General features: G+C 51.2%; 14 protein-coding genes and 3 pseudogenes. 9 read left to right on the top strand and 8 right to left on the bottom strand.

Annotated elements, in window-relative coordinates:
- Window positions 1-85 precede the first annotated feature (85 nt).
- Window positions 86-544 (top strand): annotated as a pseudogene (locus F4V61_RS17495) (helix-turn-helix domain-containing protein); the annotation flags it as partial.
- A 64-nt stretch (window positions 545-608) separates the two neighbouring features.
- Here F4V61_RS17495 and F4V61_RS17490 read toward each other — a convergent pair.
- The 5 genes and pseudogenes from F4V61_RS17490 to F4V61_RS17470 form a co-directional block, all read right to left on the bottom strand.
- Window positions 609-2,573: a hypothetical protein gene (locus F4V61_RS17490; protein WP_001137953.1), complete on the bottom strand. Its 1,965-nt coding sequence runs from the start codon at window positions 2,571-2,573 to the stop codon at window positions 609-611.
- Between the two features lie 316 nt (window positions 2,574-2,889).
- On the bottom strand, window positions 2,890-3,774 hold the full coding sequence (cdd, locus tag F4V61_RS17485) for a cytidine deaminase (RefSeq protein WP_058345144.1): 885 nt from the start codon (window positions 3,772-3,774) through the stop codon (window positions 2,890-2,892).
- 153 nt (window positions 3,775-3,927) lie between these two features.
- Complete coding sequence (locus tag F4V61_RS17480; RefSeq protein ID WP_000987992.1) at window positions 3,928-4,623, bottom strand: CidB/LrgB family autolysis modulator; 696 nt, start codon at window positions 4,621-4,623, stop codon at window positions 3,928-3,930.
- Window positions 4,620-5,018, bottom strand: coding sequence for a CidA/LrgA family protein (locus tag F4V61_RS17475; RefSeq protein ID WP_000045715.1), 399 nt, complete (start codon window positions 5,016-5,018; stop codon window positions 4,620-4,622). The genes F4V61_RS17480 and F4V61_RS17475 overlap by 4 nt, the downstream gene beginning before the upstream one ends.
- Before the next feature lie 131 nt (window positions 5,019-5,149).
- Window positions 5,150-6,058 (bottom strand): annotated as a pseudogene (locus F4V61_RS17470) (LysR substrate-binding domain-containing protein).
- A 125-nt stretch (window positions 6,059-6,183) separates the two neighbouring features.
- Here F4V61_RS17470 and F4V61_RS17465 point away from each other — a divergent pair.
- From F4V61_RS17465 to dusC, 3 genes and pseudogenes are all read left to right on the top strand, one after another.
- A pseudogene (locus F4V61_RS17465) lies at window positions 6,184-6,669 on the top strand (MFS transporter); the annotation flags it as partial.
- 160 nt (window positions 6,670-6,829) lie between these two features.
- Window positions 6,830-7,690 carry a hypothetical protein gene (locus F4V61_RS17460; protein WP_024131822.1) on the top strand — a complete coding sequence of 287 codons (861 nt, stop codon included), beginning with the start codon at window positions 6,830-6,832 and terminating at the stop codon, window positions 7,688-7,690.
- Window positions 7,691-7,739: 49 nt separating this feature from the next.
- Entirely contained in the window at window positions 7,740-8,678 is a 939-nt protein-coding gene (dusC, locus tag F4V61_RS17455) for a tRNA dihydrouridine(16) synthase DusC (protein ID WP_024131823.1), read from the top strand.
- A 57-nt stretch (window positions 8,679-8,735) separates the two neighbouring features.
- On the opposite strand, the gene yohP is transcribed toward dusC, so the two are convergent.
- A complete protein-coding gene (yohP, locus tag F4V61_RS17450; RefSeq protein ID WP_000698460.1) occupies window positions 8,736-8,819 on the bottom strand; it encodes a small membrane protein YohP in 84 nt (27 codons plus the stop codon).
- A 317-nt stretch (window positions 8,820-9,136) separates the two neighbouring features.
- Between yohP and mdtQ the strand changes: the two genes are divergently transcribed.
- Together mdtQ and F4V61_RS17440 are read left to right on the top strand one after the other, a co-directional pair.
- Window positions 9,137-10,573, top strand: a complete 1,437-nt coding sequence (gene mdtQ, locus F4V61_RS17445; protein ID WP_080161226.1) for a multidrug resistance outer membrane protein MdtQ — start codon at window positions 9,137-9,139, stop codon at window positions 10,571-10,573.
- 65 nt (window positions 10,574-10,638) lie between these two features.
- A complete protein-coding gene (locus tag F4V61_RS17440) occupies window positions 10,639-11,400 on the top strand; it encodes an SDR family oxidoreductase (RefSeq protein ID WP_000169621.1) in 762 nt (253 codons plus the stop codon).
- A 47-nt stretch (window positions 11,401-11,447) separates the two neighbouring features.
- On the opposite strand, the gene F4V61_RS17435 is transcribed toward F4V61_RS17440, so the two are convergent.
- Window positions 11,448-12,017, bottom strand: a complete 570-nt coding sequence (locus F4V61_RS17435) for a DedA family protein (protein ID WP_170917948.1) — start codon at window positions 12,015-12,017, stop codon at window positions 11,448-11,450.
- Between the two features lie 158 nt (window positions 12,018-12,175).
- On the opposite strand from F4V61_RS17435, the gene F4V61_RS17430 reads away from it, so the two are divergent.
- Together F4V61_RS17430 and pbpG are read left to right on the top strand one after the other, a co-directional pair.
- On the top strand, window positions 12,176-12,763 hold the full coding sequence (locus F4V61_RS17430) for a Yip1 family protein (protein ID WP_001017057.1): 588 nt from the start codon (window positions 12,176-12,178) through the stop codon (window positions 12,761-12,763).
- A gap of 164 nt (window positions 12,764-12,927) precedes the next feature.
- The gene (gene pbpG, locus F4V61_RS17425; protein WP_000911547.1) at window positions 12,928-13,875 is read left to right on the top strand and encodes a D-alanyl-D-alanine endopeptidase; all 948 of its coding nucleotides are present in this window, start codon (window positions 12,928-12,930) and stop codon (window positions 13,873-13,875) included.
- 58 nt (window positions 13,876-13,933) lie between these two features.
- Here the strand turns inward: pbpG and dld are convergent, their stop codons facing one another.
- The gene (dld, locus tag F4V61_RS17420; protein WP_038395334.1) at window positions 13,934-15,664 is read right to left on the bottom strand and encodes a D-lactate dehydrogenase; all 1,731 of its coding nucleotides are present in this window, start codon (window positions 15,662-15,664) and stop codon (window positions 13,934-13,936) included.
- A 256-nt stretch (window positions 15,665-15,920) separates the two neighbouring features.
- Between dld and bglX the strand changes: the two genes are divergently transcribed.
- Window positions 15,921-18,218, top strand: coding sequence for a beta-glucosidase BglX (bglX, locus tag F4V61_RS17415; protein WP_080161227.1), 2,298 nt, complete (start codon window positions 15,921-15,923; stop codon window positions 18,216-18,218).
- Window positions 18,219-18,262 lie beyond the last annotated feature (44 nt).

Below are 18,262 nucleotides of genomic sequence, written 5' to 3'. Positions count from 1 at the left end.
AGTAGATCACTTTGAGGGAACTCAGCCCGGATTGTGCGATCTGATCAATCGACAAACCAACCATAATCACCAACCAGACTGAACAATGCCGAACATAGCATCAATCCCCCGTACTGAACGACGCCTGATGCAGAAAACTATTCATAAAACGCATGACAAAAATCATGCCCGCAGACTGACTGCTATCCTGATGTTACATTGGGACGAATGCGTCAGCGATGTCGCCAGAACGCTTTACTGTGCCCGCTCATCAGTAGGGCGCTGGATTAACTGGTTTACACTGTCGGGTATTGAAGGTCTCGTCTCTTTACCTGCGGGGCGCGGACGTCAGTGGCCGTATGAACATATCTGTGCGTTGCTGCGCCAACTGGTAAAACACACGCTGGGCGATTTTGGTTATCAGCGTTCCCGCTGGAGTACGGAACTGCTGGCAATAAAAATCAACGAGATAACCGGATGTCAGTTACATGCCGGAACACTCCGTCGCTGGCTGCCTGCGGCCGGGCTGGTGTGGCGAAGAGCCGCTCCCACACTGCGTATCCGCTATTTATGCCAGAGACGTGCGTCTATGTAAATAAAAGCGCGTTGCGTCAGATACAATGATGTTCTCAGGCACTCTCAAGCAAAACGGTTTCGCGGAAGGAAAGCACTTTTATGAGTGTCGCAATGATTTTTTCGTTTACCTCGTTGCCCAGACTCAGACATGACGCATCTCTTTTTCGTAACGTATTCAAGTAAGTAAGGAAAGCAGCAAACTCTTCGGGGATACTTTCTAATAAAGCGGGATTAAAATTACCATAATAGATATGGTCTATGGCTGTCAGGCATATCTGTTTATCCTTTTCTTGTAAAATAGCGCGATGTCCGCGCGCGCAAGCGCTAATGACCTCTTTTAATATATGCACTTGATCACCTGGTTGTGTTCTTCGTAGATTTATCGCGTAAGCGAGTCTGTCTGAACAGCTAAATAATCGCTGGGTAATGACCCCCGTACTCTTAAGATCTACCAACAAGGCTATCGTTTGTACAGTAATCTCCTCATTGCCAGCCAGGTAAGCCGTCCTTTTTAATGCTTTTCCGTCAACTGACGTACCTTCGTATGGATTTTGATACAGCAAAAGATTCAATGTATTTATAATAAACATTAACATCATTTCTGGAGCTGTTCCCTTACCTACACTTCGCATAATTGTGCCAGATAAAGATGAGAACAAACTTAACCCCTGAGTCAGGACCCGTTGTGTTGTCTTGAATGCAGCTTCTTGAGCGATAAACTTCTGCGCCGCTTTCTCGTTACTTGATGAACCAAATTTGTATGCTTGATACCAGCTTTCACCTAATATAATTAAGACGATAGGGATATCTACATAGCTGATACCTCTTCCTACATGTCGAAGTATTGTTCCTACCGACATTGCACCGCTTAGCATTACAAGCGGTGCAATCGCTAATAGCGTGCTCGCCAGGCATAATGTGAGTCTGGCAACAACGGATCCCGTCACCGCACGTTTCTCTATGCACTGATTTATTTCATCTCTTAACTTAGGATACTGGTAAAAAATAGTTGGGAAATGGAAGAGTAATGCAGATATAACGTCGCCAAAGAGTTTAACTTGCGATAAGTTTAATGAGAGGATACTATTAAAGAAAGCATCCGGTTTCATAGTTATTGGTGCGGGTGGTTCTGTTGGTATTGTTTCGCGTATTAAAGCCGCATTATTATATTTTCCATCAAAAAAAAGCGCCTGTAGCAGAAGATGAAAACTAATATTCCCACCCGCTCTGAAAGAATAGGGTAATAAATTTTCCACACATTTATGCAATGACATGTATGCTTTGTAAAAATAGCCAGAGCGCTCATAAACGTGTCTGTATTGTTCAGCGTACATTCTCATTATTTGGCGGACTTTTTCGGCGTTATCACTCTCTGCTGGCATGATATCACCGACGATATCATCTAATTGATACTGATAAGAACACGTTAAAATCTTCAGAATTTTAGCATCAATCTCAAGGCATACATCACTGGCGTCTGCTTCACGAGGAGAGAGAATTTCTTCAGGGATCGTGACACAGGTATCCCTGGTTTCGGTGTATGTGATTTCGTCGTTGACAGCGGGTATCCTGTCATCAGGGATTTTTATTAAACAATCACCGTATTGATTGACAGCCGTTTCTGAAACTGTCGCTTTTGTTCCCATTGCATCCAGAAGGTCGTTTAACGTTAACGTAGAACTATTCCGCGTTATCAAGCCCAAACTGTCTGAGTTAATCGGTTGGAAGAGGCGGTTTTCGGCGCTATCGAGAGTATCATTAAGTGTTAACGTCGAACTGCTTCGGCTCGATGCACCCCGATACTCCGAGCTAGCAGATTGGAAAGATCGGTCTTCTGCGTGATCCAGGAGATCATTTAAGGTTGAAGTTGAACTACTGTGACCTATTAATGGCAGATCCGCTGGATTTATCGTCTGGAAAGATCGGTTATTTACATTGACGACCTTTTGAACAGAATCATCCTGCATGAAGGACATATCAATAAGCACATACTCTTTATTTCCAACTGGCCTCGGCATGTCTTATTCCCCGGTTGTTGGTGATTGTATGTCGCTCTGTATCGCCCGTAACCGCAAGTAGTCCCGCAGGAGGTAAAGACTTTATTTCCTTTCATTTGTGGGCGCTAAGCGTGATGGGAGCCGTGATATTACTAAGTTTATTTAAGATAGCCCCCTTGTTGAGTATTATTTACGGGCGCTAGTCATAAATCAAATTGCGTCCAGTATTAGGGGATATGTTATTTACCGGTTTACAGCGGTTACAATAATGTAGATCGGTGCTGGCGTAGGCGCCATCAGTTTTATACCTGACGGCGTTATTTGATGGGAGAAAGAGTTAGCCGAGAAGCACGCGGTCAATATTATGGCAGCCTAACGCTTTTAGCGTTGCGGCGGTGGCATCCCATTGAATTAATGCCGCATCGCCTTTTTCCGCCAGAATCGCACGCTGAATATCCGGATAATCGTAGCCATGGAGACTCAGCAGGTTTAGCGCGCCTTGCAGCGGGGGAAGCGTTGGGTTAAATGCGGCGTTTTCCGCATAGCTGCCCGTAAAAATACGGCCATCTTTGCATTCCAGCGCCACGCCGCTCGGCGACTGGCTATAAGGCATGTGGCTCTTATTGGCCGCCGTAATCGCTGCTTGCGTTAGCGTATCGCCCGTTAACGCGAAGCCATGATCCTGCTCGTCCATCAGCAACGTTTTGATCTCCAGATCTTTTGGCCCGAAAGCGTCAGGCAGATAATCGCGTAGCGTATGCGGCGCGCGGCCCGGCAGATGAATGCGCAGATCCAGACCGCTATTCAACTCGTTCATAAACTGGCGGCAGTGACCGCAGGGCGTGTAGTTAACAGTGACGGCGGCGAGCCCTTTTTCGCCGCATAGCCAGGCGTGGCTAATCGCGCTTTGTTCAGCATGAACGGTTTGTTGCATGGTGGCGCCCAGGAACTCCATATTCGCGCCGAAATACCAGTTGCCGCTGACGCCGCGCGCAATTGCGCCGACGTTAAAATGGGATAAATCGGTACGGGCGCAGGCTGCCGCCAGGGGTAACAGCGCGAAAGCCAACGCGTCTTCGTCCAGTCCCGTTGCGTTTTTAAGCGTCGAGACCTGCTCTGCGGCCAGCATGGCGGGAAAGTGGTGGTCCGCCAGGATAGGGGCCAGCGCTGATTGCAAATTATCCGCAAGTTGGGCAAAAGCAGTTTGAAAACGTGGATGCATGGCGTTGCCTCATATCAATGTAATGGAACCGTAGTTTACGGGCCTGTCATGTCTTAATATGTGATGTATGTCTCATTGCTTATGCAACTTATGAAACTTAAATGAAAAATGCGCTACGCATCGCAAATTTTAACCCGGTCTTTTGCCCCGTCGTTAGCGCATTACCGCCAGAATAAGTGGAAACAAAAAGGGCGCTGCCAGCGAGGTAATAATGCCGCAGATCACCAACGCCAGAGAGCTAAACGCGCCTTCCTGGTAATCCAACTCGGCGCAGCGCGCGGTACCGAGCGCATGTGAGGCAGTACCCATTGCCAGCCCGCGCGCGGCTTTAGTACGGATGCGCATCGCGTTTAACAGCGTGTGGCCAAACACCGCGCCCAGAATACCGACAAAAATCACGCACACCGCGCTGATAGCGGGTATGCCGCCGATGCTGCCGCCAACCGCCATCGCGATAGGCGTAGTAACGGATTTGGGCAGTACCGATGCCGCGATTTCAGGCGTTGCGCCCATCAGCAACGCGACGGATGTCCCCGTAATCATCGCCACCATGCTGCCGACAAAACAGATGCTAATAATGGATTTCCAGCGCGCGCGAATCTGGTGCAACTGTTCATAAAGGGGATAGGCCAGCGCCACCACCGCTGGTTGCAGCAGATCGTTAAGTACTTCGCTGCCTTTGAAGTAGTGATCGTAGGGAATACCGGTCAGCAGCAGAAAAGGAATAATGACCACCATTGCCACCAGCAGTGGGTTCAGCAACGGCATTTTAAAATGTGCCGCCAGCCTGCGGGCGGCAAAAAATACCGCCAGCGTCAGCGGCAACGACCACCAGATATATGACATCATTTCTTCGATCCTTTCTGCCCAACCACGTTGCGTTCACCGTGTATCAGGTGTGAACTCCAGCTCACCACCACAAAAACGACCAGCGTACTGATAGCGCAAGAGACCACCACCGGGCCGAATTGCGCGCGCAATAAATCAAAATATTGCATAACCCCGACGCCAATCGGCACAAACAGCAGCGCCATATAACGAATCAGTACATAGCAGCCGGGGTTAACCCATTTTGCTGGCAGAATTTGCAGCGCCAGCAAAACAAACAGAATTAACATCCCGATAATGCTGCCGGGAATAGTGATGGGAAGCAGCGATGCAATGAAAATGCCTGCGTACAAACAGGCATAAATCAAGACAAAAGCGCGTATATATTGCCAGATAATATTCAGTGACTTACTCATGTTTAAAGCCCTTGATGAGATGGATTTATCATACAATTAAACGTTAAAACGTGCTACCGATCACATCATGAATTCTTAGCATAGTGGGTATAGACAGCAGGAACATCGGGCAATGTCCCTGGTCGGCGGCGTTAAACCTGGGCTAAAAAATATAAAAAGCGACTCAGGGCCAAAGACGGCGTCTCATTCTTACGGCAGAACATCCCTACGCTGCCTTTTTGCTCAATTTTTGGCAAGTTTAAAATCGCCAGTTGCCCCTGGCTGGCATAGCGTTGCGCCAGCCGTAAAGAAAGAATAGAGATCATATCGCTGCTTTGCAGCAAACTGGTGCTGACGTTCATTGACGCCGATTCGATGGTGTTTTCCGGGAGCATCACGCCGTTATCGACGAGGGCGTTATCAATACTGATACGAATAGGCGTGCCGGTTGGCCAGACTATCCACCGCCAGTGCGCCAGATCGCTCCACGCAATCTGCGCTCGCGCGGCCAGCGGATGGTGCGGACGCGCCACAAAGCAGACCGGCTCGGTATAAAGGACCTGATAATTAAGCGGCAGTTGCAGGGCGCGCCCGCCCACGCGGCCTACCACCACATCCACCTGGCCGACAAGCAGATCGTGCAGCAGCGGCGTCATTACCTTCTCTTCAATATTCAGATGCAGCGTCGGCATCTCATTAAGTAGGCTAAGAATCGCCTGCGATACGCAGTCAGTCGCTACGGGCGAACAGCCAATCTTCAGACTGCCAACCAGACCGCCCTGCTTGAAGCGGGCAATTTCATATTCTGAGCGCTCCAGATCGTTAATTAAGCGCTGGGCGTGCTGGAGCAGTAATTTGCCACCTTACGAGGGGCGCAACCCTTTGCTGTGGCGCTCAAAAAGTGTGATGCCTATATCATCTTCGAGTTGAGATAACCACTTTGATAACGCCGGCTGGGAGATATTAATCATCCGGGCGACGTGCGTCAGGTTGCCCTGTTCGCCCAGCGCAACCAGCGTTTGCAGGTGATGTAATTTCAATTTCTGCGCCCAGTTCGCCATCCGCTATAACCTCCAGGTTATGTCTCTGCCTGAAAAGCCATTGTACATTTTATCGCTTGCTCTACAAATTCGTAACATAACAAACATAAAAACAACATCCACCTCCCTGCACTGAGGCATTAACTATGACTCAACGACGTGATCTACAAGCCCTTATTCATGCCGCGCCCGTCGGCAAAATGCAGTGTCGCGTTATCATCTGCTGTTTTCTGGTGGTCATGCTCGACGGTTTCGATACCGCCGCGATTGGCTTCATCGCCCCGGATACTCGTACCCACTGGCAGCTAAGCGCCAGTGAACTCATGCCGCTGTTTGGCGCAGGGTTGCTGGAGCTTACGGCTGGCGCGCTGCTATGCGGGCCGCTGGCGGATCGCTTTGGCCGCAAGCGGGTTATTGAGCTTTGCGTGGCGCTATTCGGCGCATTGAGCCTGCTTTCCGCTTTCTCGCCGGATATAGAAATCTTGGTGCTGTTGCGCTTCTTAACCGGTTTGGGACTGGGCTGAGCGATGCCGAATACCATCACCATGACGTCGGAATACTTGCCCGCTCGTCGACGCGGAGCGCTGGTCACGATGATGTTCTGCGATTTTACGCTGGGGTCGGCGATGGGGTCGTATGGCGTGGATCTGAACTGCGGCTGGACTAAGTTTATGAAGGATCAACTTAGTACAATAGCTTCATCCAATAATTTGAACTAGATCATCACCGCAAACTAAATGTTCTATATGCGTAATGGTATGATGAAAAAAAAGGTCAGTGGAGGGAAGCTCGGTGGATAAAGCCTTTTGTACTATTGATGAGCAGGAATGGACGGCTGAGGCATTTTACGCGCTGCCCACTGCTGAAATTCAATCAAAAAGACGTAGTTTACTGTGTACCGAATGTAGTGGAGATGCATGGTTTAGACGGTCTAGTTATGGAAATGATGCACCGCATTTTTGTGCCCATCACCAGGAAAACTGCTCATTAGGTACTTCATATGAAGCAGTGGGCGAGGGTAGCAATGATAAGGCATTACCAGTATCAGATACTGATAGTGGCTTGGTTATAGATCTCGATTTAACTCAAAGCTATGATATTGACGTGAAACTGGCTGAACAAACCTCCGAAGCTACACCTGTAGGACAGAGGTTTACGGGTGAAAAATCTAACGACGGTGGCAGTGTAAAATATCCAGCACATTTTACTTTGAAACGATTGCTCTACAAATTAGTACAATCAAAAGGGCAATGTTATTTAGAAAAGAAGATTGGCTTCAAAGGTCAGGATTTTAGTGATTTACCAGAGAATGGTGCTGAACTATTTGTTGAATTTGCAAATGTTAAGCCATGGATGGATGGAGCACGGAGGATCTTTTGGGGATTCATCAGTGATGTCGGGCAAACGAATGATGGGAAAATTTGGTTAAACGCGGGTAATATTAAATCAGGTTTAAGTGTTTGTATTCAGCAAGATATAGCTAGTGCTTTCAGAGAACAATTTAAGGTAGTCAACAGTCTAGACGAGTTGGATGGCTGTCATGCTCTAATTATTGGTAAATGTTTGTATGCAACAACTGGTAAACCGATTCTATGGTGCGGCGATCTTAGCTATGTTGTACTTAGAAGGTATAAATCTGATCAGGAATTATAGCACCAGCTTCTAGAGTAATAATGTCCATTTTGAATTTTTCAGGAAATACATGCGAGTATTACTAGCTCCGATGGAAGGTGTTCTCGACTCGTTAGTGCGAGAGCTTTTAACTGAAGTAAACGACTACGATCATTGCATTACAGAGTTTTTACGTGTAGTAGACCAGTTATTGCCGGAAAAATCCTTTTATCGATTATGTCCTGAATTGCACAATCATAGCCGCACTAAATCCGGCACTTTAGTCCGTATCCAACTGCTGGGGCAGCACCCAGGTTGGCTTGCGGAGAATGCCGTTCGTGCTGTTGAGCTGGGTTCACATGGTGTCGACCTTAATTGCGGATGTCCTTCAAAGCTCGTTAATGGCAGCGGTGGTGGGGCTACTCTTCTCAAAGATCCAGAACTGATCTACCGTGGCGCAAAAGCCATGCGTGAAGCTGTGCCTGCGCATTTGCCGGTGACGGTAAAGGTGCGCCTGGGGTGGGACAGCGACGCGCGGCAGTTTGAAATTGCCGATGCTGTGCAGCAGGCCGGCGCCACTGAACTTGTTGTTCACGGACGGACGAAAGAAGATGGCTATAAAGCTGAATGCATTAACTGGTCGGCAATTGGCGAAATCCGCAATAGATTAACGATCCCAGTGATTGCTAACGGTGAAATCTGGGACTGGCAGAGCGCGCAGGCATGTATGGCGACCAGCGGCTGCGATGCGGTGATGATTGGCCGTGGGGCGCTAAATATTCCTAACCTGAGCCGGGTGGTGAAGTATAACGAGCCGCGTATGCCGTGGCCGGAAGTGGTGACGTTATTACAAAAATATACCCGACTGGAAAAGCAAGGCGATACCGGTTTATATCATGTCGCGCGTATTAAACAGTGGCTGGGATATTTACGCAAAGAATATGTCGAGGCGACTGCGCTCTTTCAGTCGATTCGTGCGTTAAACCGTTCGTCCGAGATTGCAAGGGCGATTCAGGCCATCAAAATCTAATCTCCACAGCTTCCAGAAAGTGTGCCGGGCAGACGTTATCGCTCCCCGGCGCAGGCATCAGAAAATCATCTTAAACACGCCCGTTACCACTAACAGCCCAATCAGAAAAATAATTAAAATTGCCCATAGAAGAATTTTCATTGTTTGTCCCTTTATTGGTAAATACAAACAAAGTATAGGAAAGTATTAAGCCATCTGCTGTTTCGCTGGACACGGCGGCGTTTAACCGATGAAGGCCGTCGGCGCGTATTACAGTAAAATTGTTCACTTATTAACGGGTTAGCAAGGCTTTGTATTGCAATATTAGATTAAAAAATGTATCGGGTGAAATTATTTACTAATCATATAAATTTCGAAATATGTCTTTTATTGTCTGGTGATGTATTGCCACGCGTAACTAAAAAATAGATCGCCGTAAGACGTACTCTCTGCGCACCTTTTTTTATCAGAACACCTCCATGAATCGTAATACTTTCCTTGCCGCGACAGCGAGCTTACCGCTTTTTATTTTGCTGGCGGGCTGTGCTCCCGTGCACGATACCCATCAGTCGCTGACACAGCAGACGCCCTCTTCTCATATTGATTCCACCTTGCCGACGGCGTTGAAAAACGGTTGGCCGGACAGCCAGTGGTGGAAGGCATATCACGATGCCCAGCTTGACGCGCTGATTGATAATGCCATACAGCATTCGCCGGATATGCAGGTGGCTGAACAGCGTATCCAACTGGCGGAAGCGCAGGCGAAAGCGGTTGAGGCGCAGGACGGTCCGCAGCTCGACTTTTCTGCCGACGTCGAGCGCCAGAGAATGTCCGCGGAAGGGCTGATGGGACCGTTCGCGATTACCGATCCCGCGGCGGGGACGACCGGGCCGTGGTATACCAACGGCACATTCGGCCTGACGGCAGGCTGGGATCTGGATTTATGGGGAAAAAACCGTGCTGAAGTAACGGCGCGGATCGGGGCGGTCAAAGCGCGCGAAGCGGAGCAGGAACAGACCCGGCAACTGCTGGCAAGCGGTGTGGCGCGACTCTACTGGGAGTGGCAGACGCAGGCGGCGCTGAAAAATGTGCTAACACAAATTGAGCATGAGCAGCAAAACGTAGTGGCGGTAAACCGGGAGTTGTATCAACATGGTATTACCTCTTCCGTCGAAGGGGTTGAGACCGATATCGACGCCAGCAAAACCCAGCAGCAGCTTAATGACGTCAACGGGAAAATGAAGGTTATTGAAGCGCGGCTCAGCGCGTTAACCAATACGCAATCGGCGGCGCTAAAGCTACGTCAGGTGAGTCTCCCCGCCGTTGAAAGCCAGTTACCGTCGCAACTGGGGTATTCGTTGCTGGCGCGTCGAGCGGATCTGCAGGCCGCGCACTGGTACATTGAATCCTCGTTGAGCAGTATTGACGCCGCGAAGGCAGCGTTTTATCCCGATATCAATCTGATGGCTTTTTTACAGCAGGATGCGTTGCATCTGAGCGATCTGTTCCGCCATTCCGCGCAGCAATATGGCATTACCGGCGGGCTGACGCTGCCGATTTTCGACAGCGGCAGGCTGAATGCCAACCTCGATATCGCCAAAGCGCAAAGTAACCTTTCTATCGCCAACTACAACAAAGCGGTAGTGGATGCGGTTAATGATGTGGCGCGCACCGCCAGTCAGGTAGAGACGCTGGCGCAGAAAAATCAGCATCAGCAGCAGATTGAGCATGACGCGCAGCGCGTGGTTGGTCTGGCGCAAGCGCGCTTTAATGCCGGCATTATCGCGGGTTCCCGCGTGAGCGAGGCCAAAATTCCGGCACTGCGCGAGCAGTGTAACGGCTTACTGTTGCAGGGCCAGTGGCTGGATGCCTCAATTCAGCTTACCAGCGCGCTGGGCGGCGGTTATCATTCCTGATTTTTCCGGATGATTCAGACAGGGTTCCTATACTTAGGCTGTGTATGATTCATCCGGAGAGGACTATGACCAAAGTTGCAATTGTAACGGCATCAGATTCGGGAATTGGCAAAACGTGTGCGTTGTTATTAGCACAAAACGGTTTTGATATGGGTATCACCTGGCATTCCGATGAACGCGGCGCGCAGGAGACGGCGAAAAAAGCGGCGCAGTTTGGCGTGCGAGCAGAGACCATTCATCTTGACCTGAGCCAGTTGCCCGAGGGCGCGCAGGCCATTGAACATCTTATCCAGCGCCTGGGGCGCGTTGATGTGCTGGTCAATAATGCCGGGGCGATGACCAAATCCGCGTTTATTGATATGCCGTTTACGCAGTGGCGGCAGATTTTTACCGTGGATGTCGACGGCGCGTTTCTCTGCGCGCAGATCGCCGCCCGGCATATGATTAAACAAGGAGAGGGAGGGCGCATTATCAACATCACCTCCGTCCATGAGCATACGCCGCTCCCGCAAGCCAGCGCCTATACCGCGGCAAAACATGCGCTGGGCGGATTGACTAAATCCATGGCGCTGGAACTGATTGAGCATCATATTTTGGTCAACGCCGTCGCGCCAGGCGCTATCGCCACGCCGATGAATGATATGGATGACAGCGACATTGAGCCGGGATCGGAACCCTCGATCCCTATCGCCCGACCGGGTTCTACGTATGAAATAGCCAGCCTCGTCGCCTGGCTGTGTTCGGAAGGAGCAAGCTATACCACCGGTCAGTCGCTGATTGTCGACGGCGGGTTTATGCTGGCGAATCCGCAATTCAACGCAAAATAAACGCCGGGGCCGGATGGCGGCGTTATGCCATCCGGATACCATCGGGTTTAACGGGCCTCCGCTTTGCCGCGTCTTTTCAGCCACCAGCGCACGCCAACCACCAGTACGACGGCCAGAATCAGCCAGACCCCGTGTTTGAAATGCTGATCGAGATCGTGCAGCCATGGTGCGATCACCTCGCCGCCAAGATATCCCAGCGTGGTAAACAGCAGCGCCCAGACCAGCGCGCCGAGAATATTCAGCGGCATAAAAATTTTAGGCGGCAGTCGGCTGGCGCCAATCAGTAGCGGGCCAACCACCCGGAATCCGTACATAAAACGCGTGCCGATCACAAACAGATAGGGATGGCGTTGGATCATTTTTTGCGCGTGACGAATCTTCGTATGATAACGTGAGAAACGACGCAGGATTTTCCCGCCATAGCATCGTCCCAACAGGTAAAGCAACTGATCGCCCATCATCCCTCCCAGCGCGACGGCCGCCGCCACCAGCGGAAATTTGAGCAATCCCTGATGCGCCGCGACGCCGCCCAACAGGGTAACGGTTTCACCTTCGGCCATACTGCCGATAACCAGCGCCGCATAGCCATAATGCGTAATAAGCGTGTTGATATCCATGCGTAAACCACCTCCGGCATTAAGCATACACCCTGGCAAGAGGCGTGCGCGGCAAAGCCGACGTTTTGCCGGAGACTATTTCGCCATTGTTCATAAAATAACCAGAAACTGAATTATACTTGAACATACTGACATCTGAGACAGCAGAAGGGGGCAGTATGAACCATGTATGGGGACTTTTTTCCCATCCCGATCGGGAAATGCAGGTGATCAAAAGCGAAAACGAAACCGTTTCGCATCACTATACGCACCATGTTTTGCTGATGGCGGCGATTCCCGTCGTCTGCGCCTTTATCGGCACGACGCAAATCGGCTGGAATTTTGGCGACGGCAATGTGTTACAGCTCTCGCTGTTTACCGCTTTTGCGCTGGCGGTCTTGTTCTACGGCGTGATGCTGGCGGGCGTCGCGGTGATGGGACGCGTCATCTGGTGGATGGCGCGAAACTATCCGCAACGGCCCTCGCTTGCGCGCTGTATGGTTTTTGCCGGCTATGTCGCGACGCCGCTGTTTTTAAGTGGTCTGGTGGCGCTCTATCCACTGGTATGGCTATGCGCACTGGTCGGCGCTGTCGCGCTCTTTTACACCGGCTATTTGCTGTATTTGGGTATTCCGACTTTCCTTAACATTAATAGAGAGGAAGGATTAAGCTTCTCCAGTTCGACGCTCGCTATCGGCGTACTGGTCCTGGAGGTGCTACTGGCGATCACCGTGATCCTTTGGGGATACGGCTACCGCCTGTTCTGATGCAAAAAGGGCTGGCGTAAAAGCCAGCAATGCCGCATTTGCTGACGATTCTTCTGTAGCGGCAACGCTGGCGTGCCGCTATGATGCCACTGCTAGCTTGAGTAAAATCTTAGCTCAGGCGGTGTGCGTTACGACGCGCGTGAATCATTATCAGAAATCTCATCATGCTGAAATTCCGAGCTTCATTCCTGAGCCTTGCTCTGATGTTGGCCGTTCCTTTTGCCCCGCAGGCCGTGGCGAAAACGGCAGCGACAACCGCGGCGTCTCAACCTGAGATTGCCTCCGGTAGCGCAATGATTGTTGATCTCAACACCCATAAAGTGATCTATTCGAACCACCCGGATCTGGTGCGTCCGATTGCCTCAATAACCAAATTAATGACGGCGATGGTCGTGCTCGACGCGCGATTGCCGCTGGATGAAATACTGAAGGTCGATATCAGCCAGACGCCGGAGATGAAAGGGGTTTACTCCCGTGTACGTCTGAACAGCGAAATTAGCCGCAAAAATATGTTGCTGCTGGCGTTGATGTCATCCGAAAACCGTGCGGCGGCAAGCCTGGCGCACTATTACCCTGGCGGTTATAACGCATTTATTAAAGCGATGAATGCGAAGGCGAAAGCGTTGGGTATGACGCATACCCGCTTCGTTGAGCCGACGGGGCTGTCGATTCATAACGTCTCGACCGCGCGGGATTTAACAAAACTGCTGATTGCCACGAAGCAATACCCGCTGATTGGCCAGCTAAGCATCACGCGCGAAGACATGGCGACATTCTCGCATCCGGCGTATACGCTGCCGTTTCGCAATACCAACCATTTGGTCTACCGTGATAACTGGAATATCCAGTTAACGAAAACCGGCTTTACCAATGCGGCGGGGCATTGCCTGGTGATGCGTACCGTGATCAATAACAAACCGGTCGCGCTGGTGGTCATGGACGCGTTCGGCAAATATACCCACTTTGCGGACGCCAGTCGCCTGCGTACATGGATTGAAACCGGTAAAGTCATGCCCGTTCCGGCTGCCGCGCTGAGCTATAAAAAGCAAAAAGCCGCGCAAATGGCGGCAGCCAGCGCCAGTGCCGGGGCGCAAACCGCACAGAACGATTAGGACGCCGTAGGCCCGGCAGGCATCGCGCCGCCGGGCATTCACGGTAAACCGCACGGTGTTAATGCGTCTCGTCGGGCGTATTTTCCTGCCAGAATTTCCGCTTACTCGTTTTGCCGATACCGGGGTTCATACTGTTGGTCGGGTCATTTTGCCGATAAAAACGCGTCAGCGTTTCCGGCGCTTTATACAGATGTCCAACGTTGTGCTCTGCCGGGTATTGCGCCCCGCGCGCCTGCAACAGCTCCAGCATTTGCGCTTTCAGCGCATGGACGTCGACGCCTTTCTTCACGATATAGTCCTGATGAAAAACGTGGCACATAAAGTGGCCGTAATAGAGTTTATGTACCAGTTGGCTGTCGATTTCCGGCGGCAGATGCTCGAACCAGTCGGTATCGTTGCGGCGCAGGGCGATATCCAGCGCCAGGATATCTTCCACTTCATCGGCGTGTACGGCCTGATAACGAATCGCCGCGCCAGCAGCGGCGAAGCGGTGCAGGAAGGCTTTGCTGCCTTCTTCCGGCGTACAGGCGAAGAAACCGCCCTCAGCGGATTTAAAAAATTCATTCAGCCAGCGTTGCGCTTCTGCGACGCCGTCACCCGCCATTTTTAACAGCAGATGATGCTCATATTTATCGCGCCAGTTTTTCATCCGCGGCGGCAGATGGCTGGGAAACAGATGGCCGAATTTCTGCATCGCGCGGTCGGTGAAATGCGGACGGAAAAATTTTACTTTTTCCAGCATCGCATCGGTTCGGCCTTTTAGCGTGAAAAAGAACGGCATCTTGTCGGTGCCAAGTTTATCGATCATCAGAAAGGTATCTTTACCGTACTGCTCCGCAATATCGTAGATATCGCGATGCATATATTCTCCTGCCACCGGCAGATTGTTGAAGTTCGCCAGAATATGCCGACGGATTTCAGTCAGTACCGCGGGCTGATTGGTGCCGATATAAAAAACCTGCTGATTTTTTTCCGCTGCAAAGGTATCAAGGCGAACGGCAAAAACCGCCAGTTTTCCGGCGCAGCCGGAAGATTCAAACAAACGGTCCGGGTCGGCGTTATAGCGGGCGGGCGTATTGGCGTTGATATCTCGAACCCGCGTCACGTAGTCGTGATCGTGCGCATGACGACCATCGTGGCGCACATCCTCATCTTTAATCCGTTCGTCATCCAGCTTGCTCAGGATCTGCTCCGGCGTGTGCCCAAGATCGATACCCAGATGATTGACCAGTTGCAGTTTGCCTTGCTCGTCAATACGGGCAAAGAGCGACATCTCGGTATAGGCCGGACCGCGCTGCACCAGCGAGCCGCCGGAGTTATTACAGATGCCGCCGATGACCGACGCGCCGATACACGATGAACCAATCACCGAGTGCGGTTCACGGCCCAGCGGTTTAAGCGCTTTTTCCAGCGAATAGAGCGTCGTACCGGGCCAGGCCAGAACCTGTTGGCCGCTATCCAGTAAGTGCAGCTTATCCAGTCGCTGGGTGCTGATAATCACAATATCGCGATCGTAGTCGTTGCCGTTCGGCGTGGAGCCTTCCGTCAGACCCGTGTTGGCGGCCTGCATCAGAATAATTTTGTCAGCGTTAACGCAGGCGTTGAGCACACGCCACAGTTCCAGTAATGAACCAGGGAAAACAACGGCCAGCGCGTCGCCCTGACCGGAACGGAAACCTTTGCGATAGCGGGCGGTTTTTGCGGGGTCTGTCAGCAGGTGAGAATGGCCTACCAGGCGGGCCAGCTCATTCAGGAACGTTTTATTATCAGTCATTGTTATGGAAGACATTCTCCACTCCTTGTGGTGGGACAAAATATCAGCGTTAAGCATAGCGCTTTGTATGACAATACGCTTTCTCATTCAAATTATCTCTGTATTGGCGGTATTCATACGGTCTATCCATCGTTTTCTTCCGGTAAATGTTTTGAAAATTAAGAGAATACCCTTCGCTTTCTTCTCCTCTCCCGTTTAGGCTTATGGCAAACTGCAGTTTTTATTCTGTTTTTACCTCCCCGTCGGGATAAAGATGAAAGAGAGACTTAACATGAAATGGTTATGTTCAGTAGGTGTTGCTGTAAGTCTGGCGATACAGCCAGCATTGGCGGAAAACCTGTTTGGCAATCACCCGCTGACGCCGGAAGCGCGCGACGCATTTGTTACCGATTTACTTAAGAAAATGACTGTCGATGAAAAAATAGGTCAGCTACGTCTGATTAGCGTCGGCCCTGATAACCCGAAAGAAGCGATTCGCGAGATGATCAAAGACGGGCAGGTAGGGGCGATTTTCAATACTGTCACTCGTCAGGATATCCGGCAGATGCAGGATCAGGTGATGGCGTTGAGCCGCCTGAAAATCCCTCTCTTTTTTGCCTATGACGTGGTACACGGCCAGCGAACCGTCTTTCCTATAAGCCTCGGTCTGGCTTCTTCTTTTAATCTGGATGCGGTAAGAACCGTAGGTCGCGTATCGGCGTATGAAGCGGCGGACGACGGTCTGAATATGACCTGGGCGCCGATGGTGGACGTCTCCCGCGATCCGCGTTGGGGGCGCGCCTCCGAAGGCTTCGGCGAAGACACCTACCTGACCTCTATCATGGGCGAAACCATGGTGAAAGCGATGCAGGGTAAAAATCCGGCAGATCGCTACTCGGTGATGACCAGCGTGAAACATTTTGCCGCCTATGGCGCCGTTGAAGGCGGTAAAGAGTATAACAGCGTAGATATGAGTTCCCAGCGTCTGTTTAATGACTATATGCCGCCATACAAAGCGGGACTGGATGCGGGCAGCGGCGCGGTGATGGTGGCGCTAAATTCACTGAACGGCACGCCTGCGACGTCAGATTCCTGGCTACTGAAAGAGGTCCTGCGCGATGAGTGGGGCTTTAAGGGGATTACCGTTTCCGACCACGGCGCTATTAAGGAACTGATTAAACACGGTACGGCTGCCGATCCGGAAGACGCGGTGCGCGTGGCGCTGAAGTCAGGGGTGGATATGAGCATGGCGGATGAGTATTACAGCAAATACCTGCCGGATCTGATTAAGTCAGGCAAAGTGACGATGGCGGAACTGGACGACGCGACGCGCCATGTGCTCAACGTAAAATATGACATGGGGTTGTTTAACGACCCGTATAGCCATCTGGGGCCGAAAGAGAGCGACCCGGTGGATACCAATGCCGAAAGCCGCCTGCATCGCAAAGAGGCGCGGGAAGTGGCGCGGGAAAGTCTGGTGCTGCTGAAAAACCGGCTGGAAACGTTGCCGCTGAAAAAATCGGGCACCATTGCCGTTGTCGGGCCGCTGGCCGACAGTCAACGTGATGTGATGGGAAGCTGGTCTGCCGCTGGCGTCGCGGATCAGTCGGTGACGGTGCTGGCGGGTATTCAGAATGCCGTTGGCGATGGAGCGAAGATCCTCTATGCCAAAGGGGCCAATATCACTAATAATAAAGGTATTGTCGATTTCTTAAACCTGTATGAAGAGGCGGTGAAAATCGATCCGCGCTCGCCGCAGGCGATGATTGATGAGGCGGTTCAGGCGGCGAAACAGGCCGATGTGGTAGTAGCGGTGGTGGGCGAGTCGCAGGGGATGGCGCATGAAGCCTCCAGCCGTACCGATATCACCATTCCACAGAGTCAGCGCGACTTAATCACCGCTCTGAAAGCCACCGGTAAGCCGCTGGTACTGGTATTAATGAACGGCAGACCGCTGGCTCTGGTAAAAGAAGATCAACAGGCCGATGCGATTCTGGAGACTTGGTTTGCCGGGACGGAAGGCGGCAACGCCATTGCCGATGTGCTGTTTGGCGATTACAACCCGTCAGGCAAACTGCCGATGTCCTTCCCGCGTTCGGTGGGACAAATTCCGGTCTATTACAGCCATCTCAATACGGGACGACCGTATGATACTGAAAAGCCGAACAAATATACCTCACGTTATTTTGACGAAGCGAATGGCCCGCTCTATCCGTTTGGTTACGGTCTAAGCTATACCACGTTTACGGTGTCTGACGTCACGCTCTCCGCGCCGACAATGAAACGCGACGGCAACGTCACGGCCAGCGTAGAGGTGTCGAACACCGGTAAACGCGAAGGGGCAACGGTCATCCAGATATATTTACAGGATGTCACGGCGTCAATGAGCCGACCGGTAAAGCAATTAAAAGGTTTTGAAAAAATCACCCTCAAGCCTGGCGAACGTAAAACCGTGAGTTTCCCGATTGATATCGAGGCGTTGAAGTTCTGGAATCAACGGATGCAATACGACGCGGAACCCGGTAAGTTCAACATTTTTATCGGCGTAGATTCCGCCCGCGTTAAACAGGGATCGTTCGAACTACTGTAAGCCTGCCGTCAACAGGGCACGATATCGGCGCCCTGTTTTGCAAT

This window comes from Salmonella enterica subsp. arizonae (assembly GCF_008692845.1).
Taxonomy (GTDB): Bacteria; Pseudomonadota; Gammaproteobacteria; order Enterobacterales; family Enterobacteriaceae; genus Salmonella; species Salmonella arizonae.
Note: the sequence above shows the minus strand (reverse complement) of the source record. Positions and strands in the feature narration are given on the sequence as shown.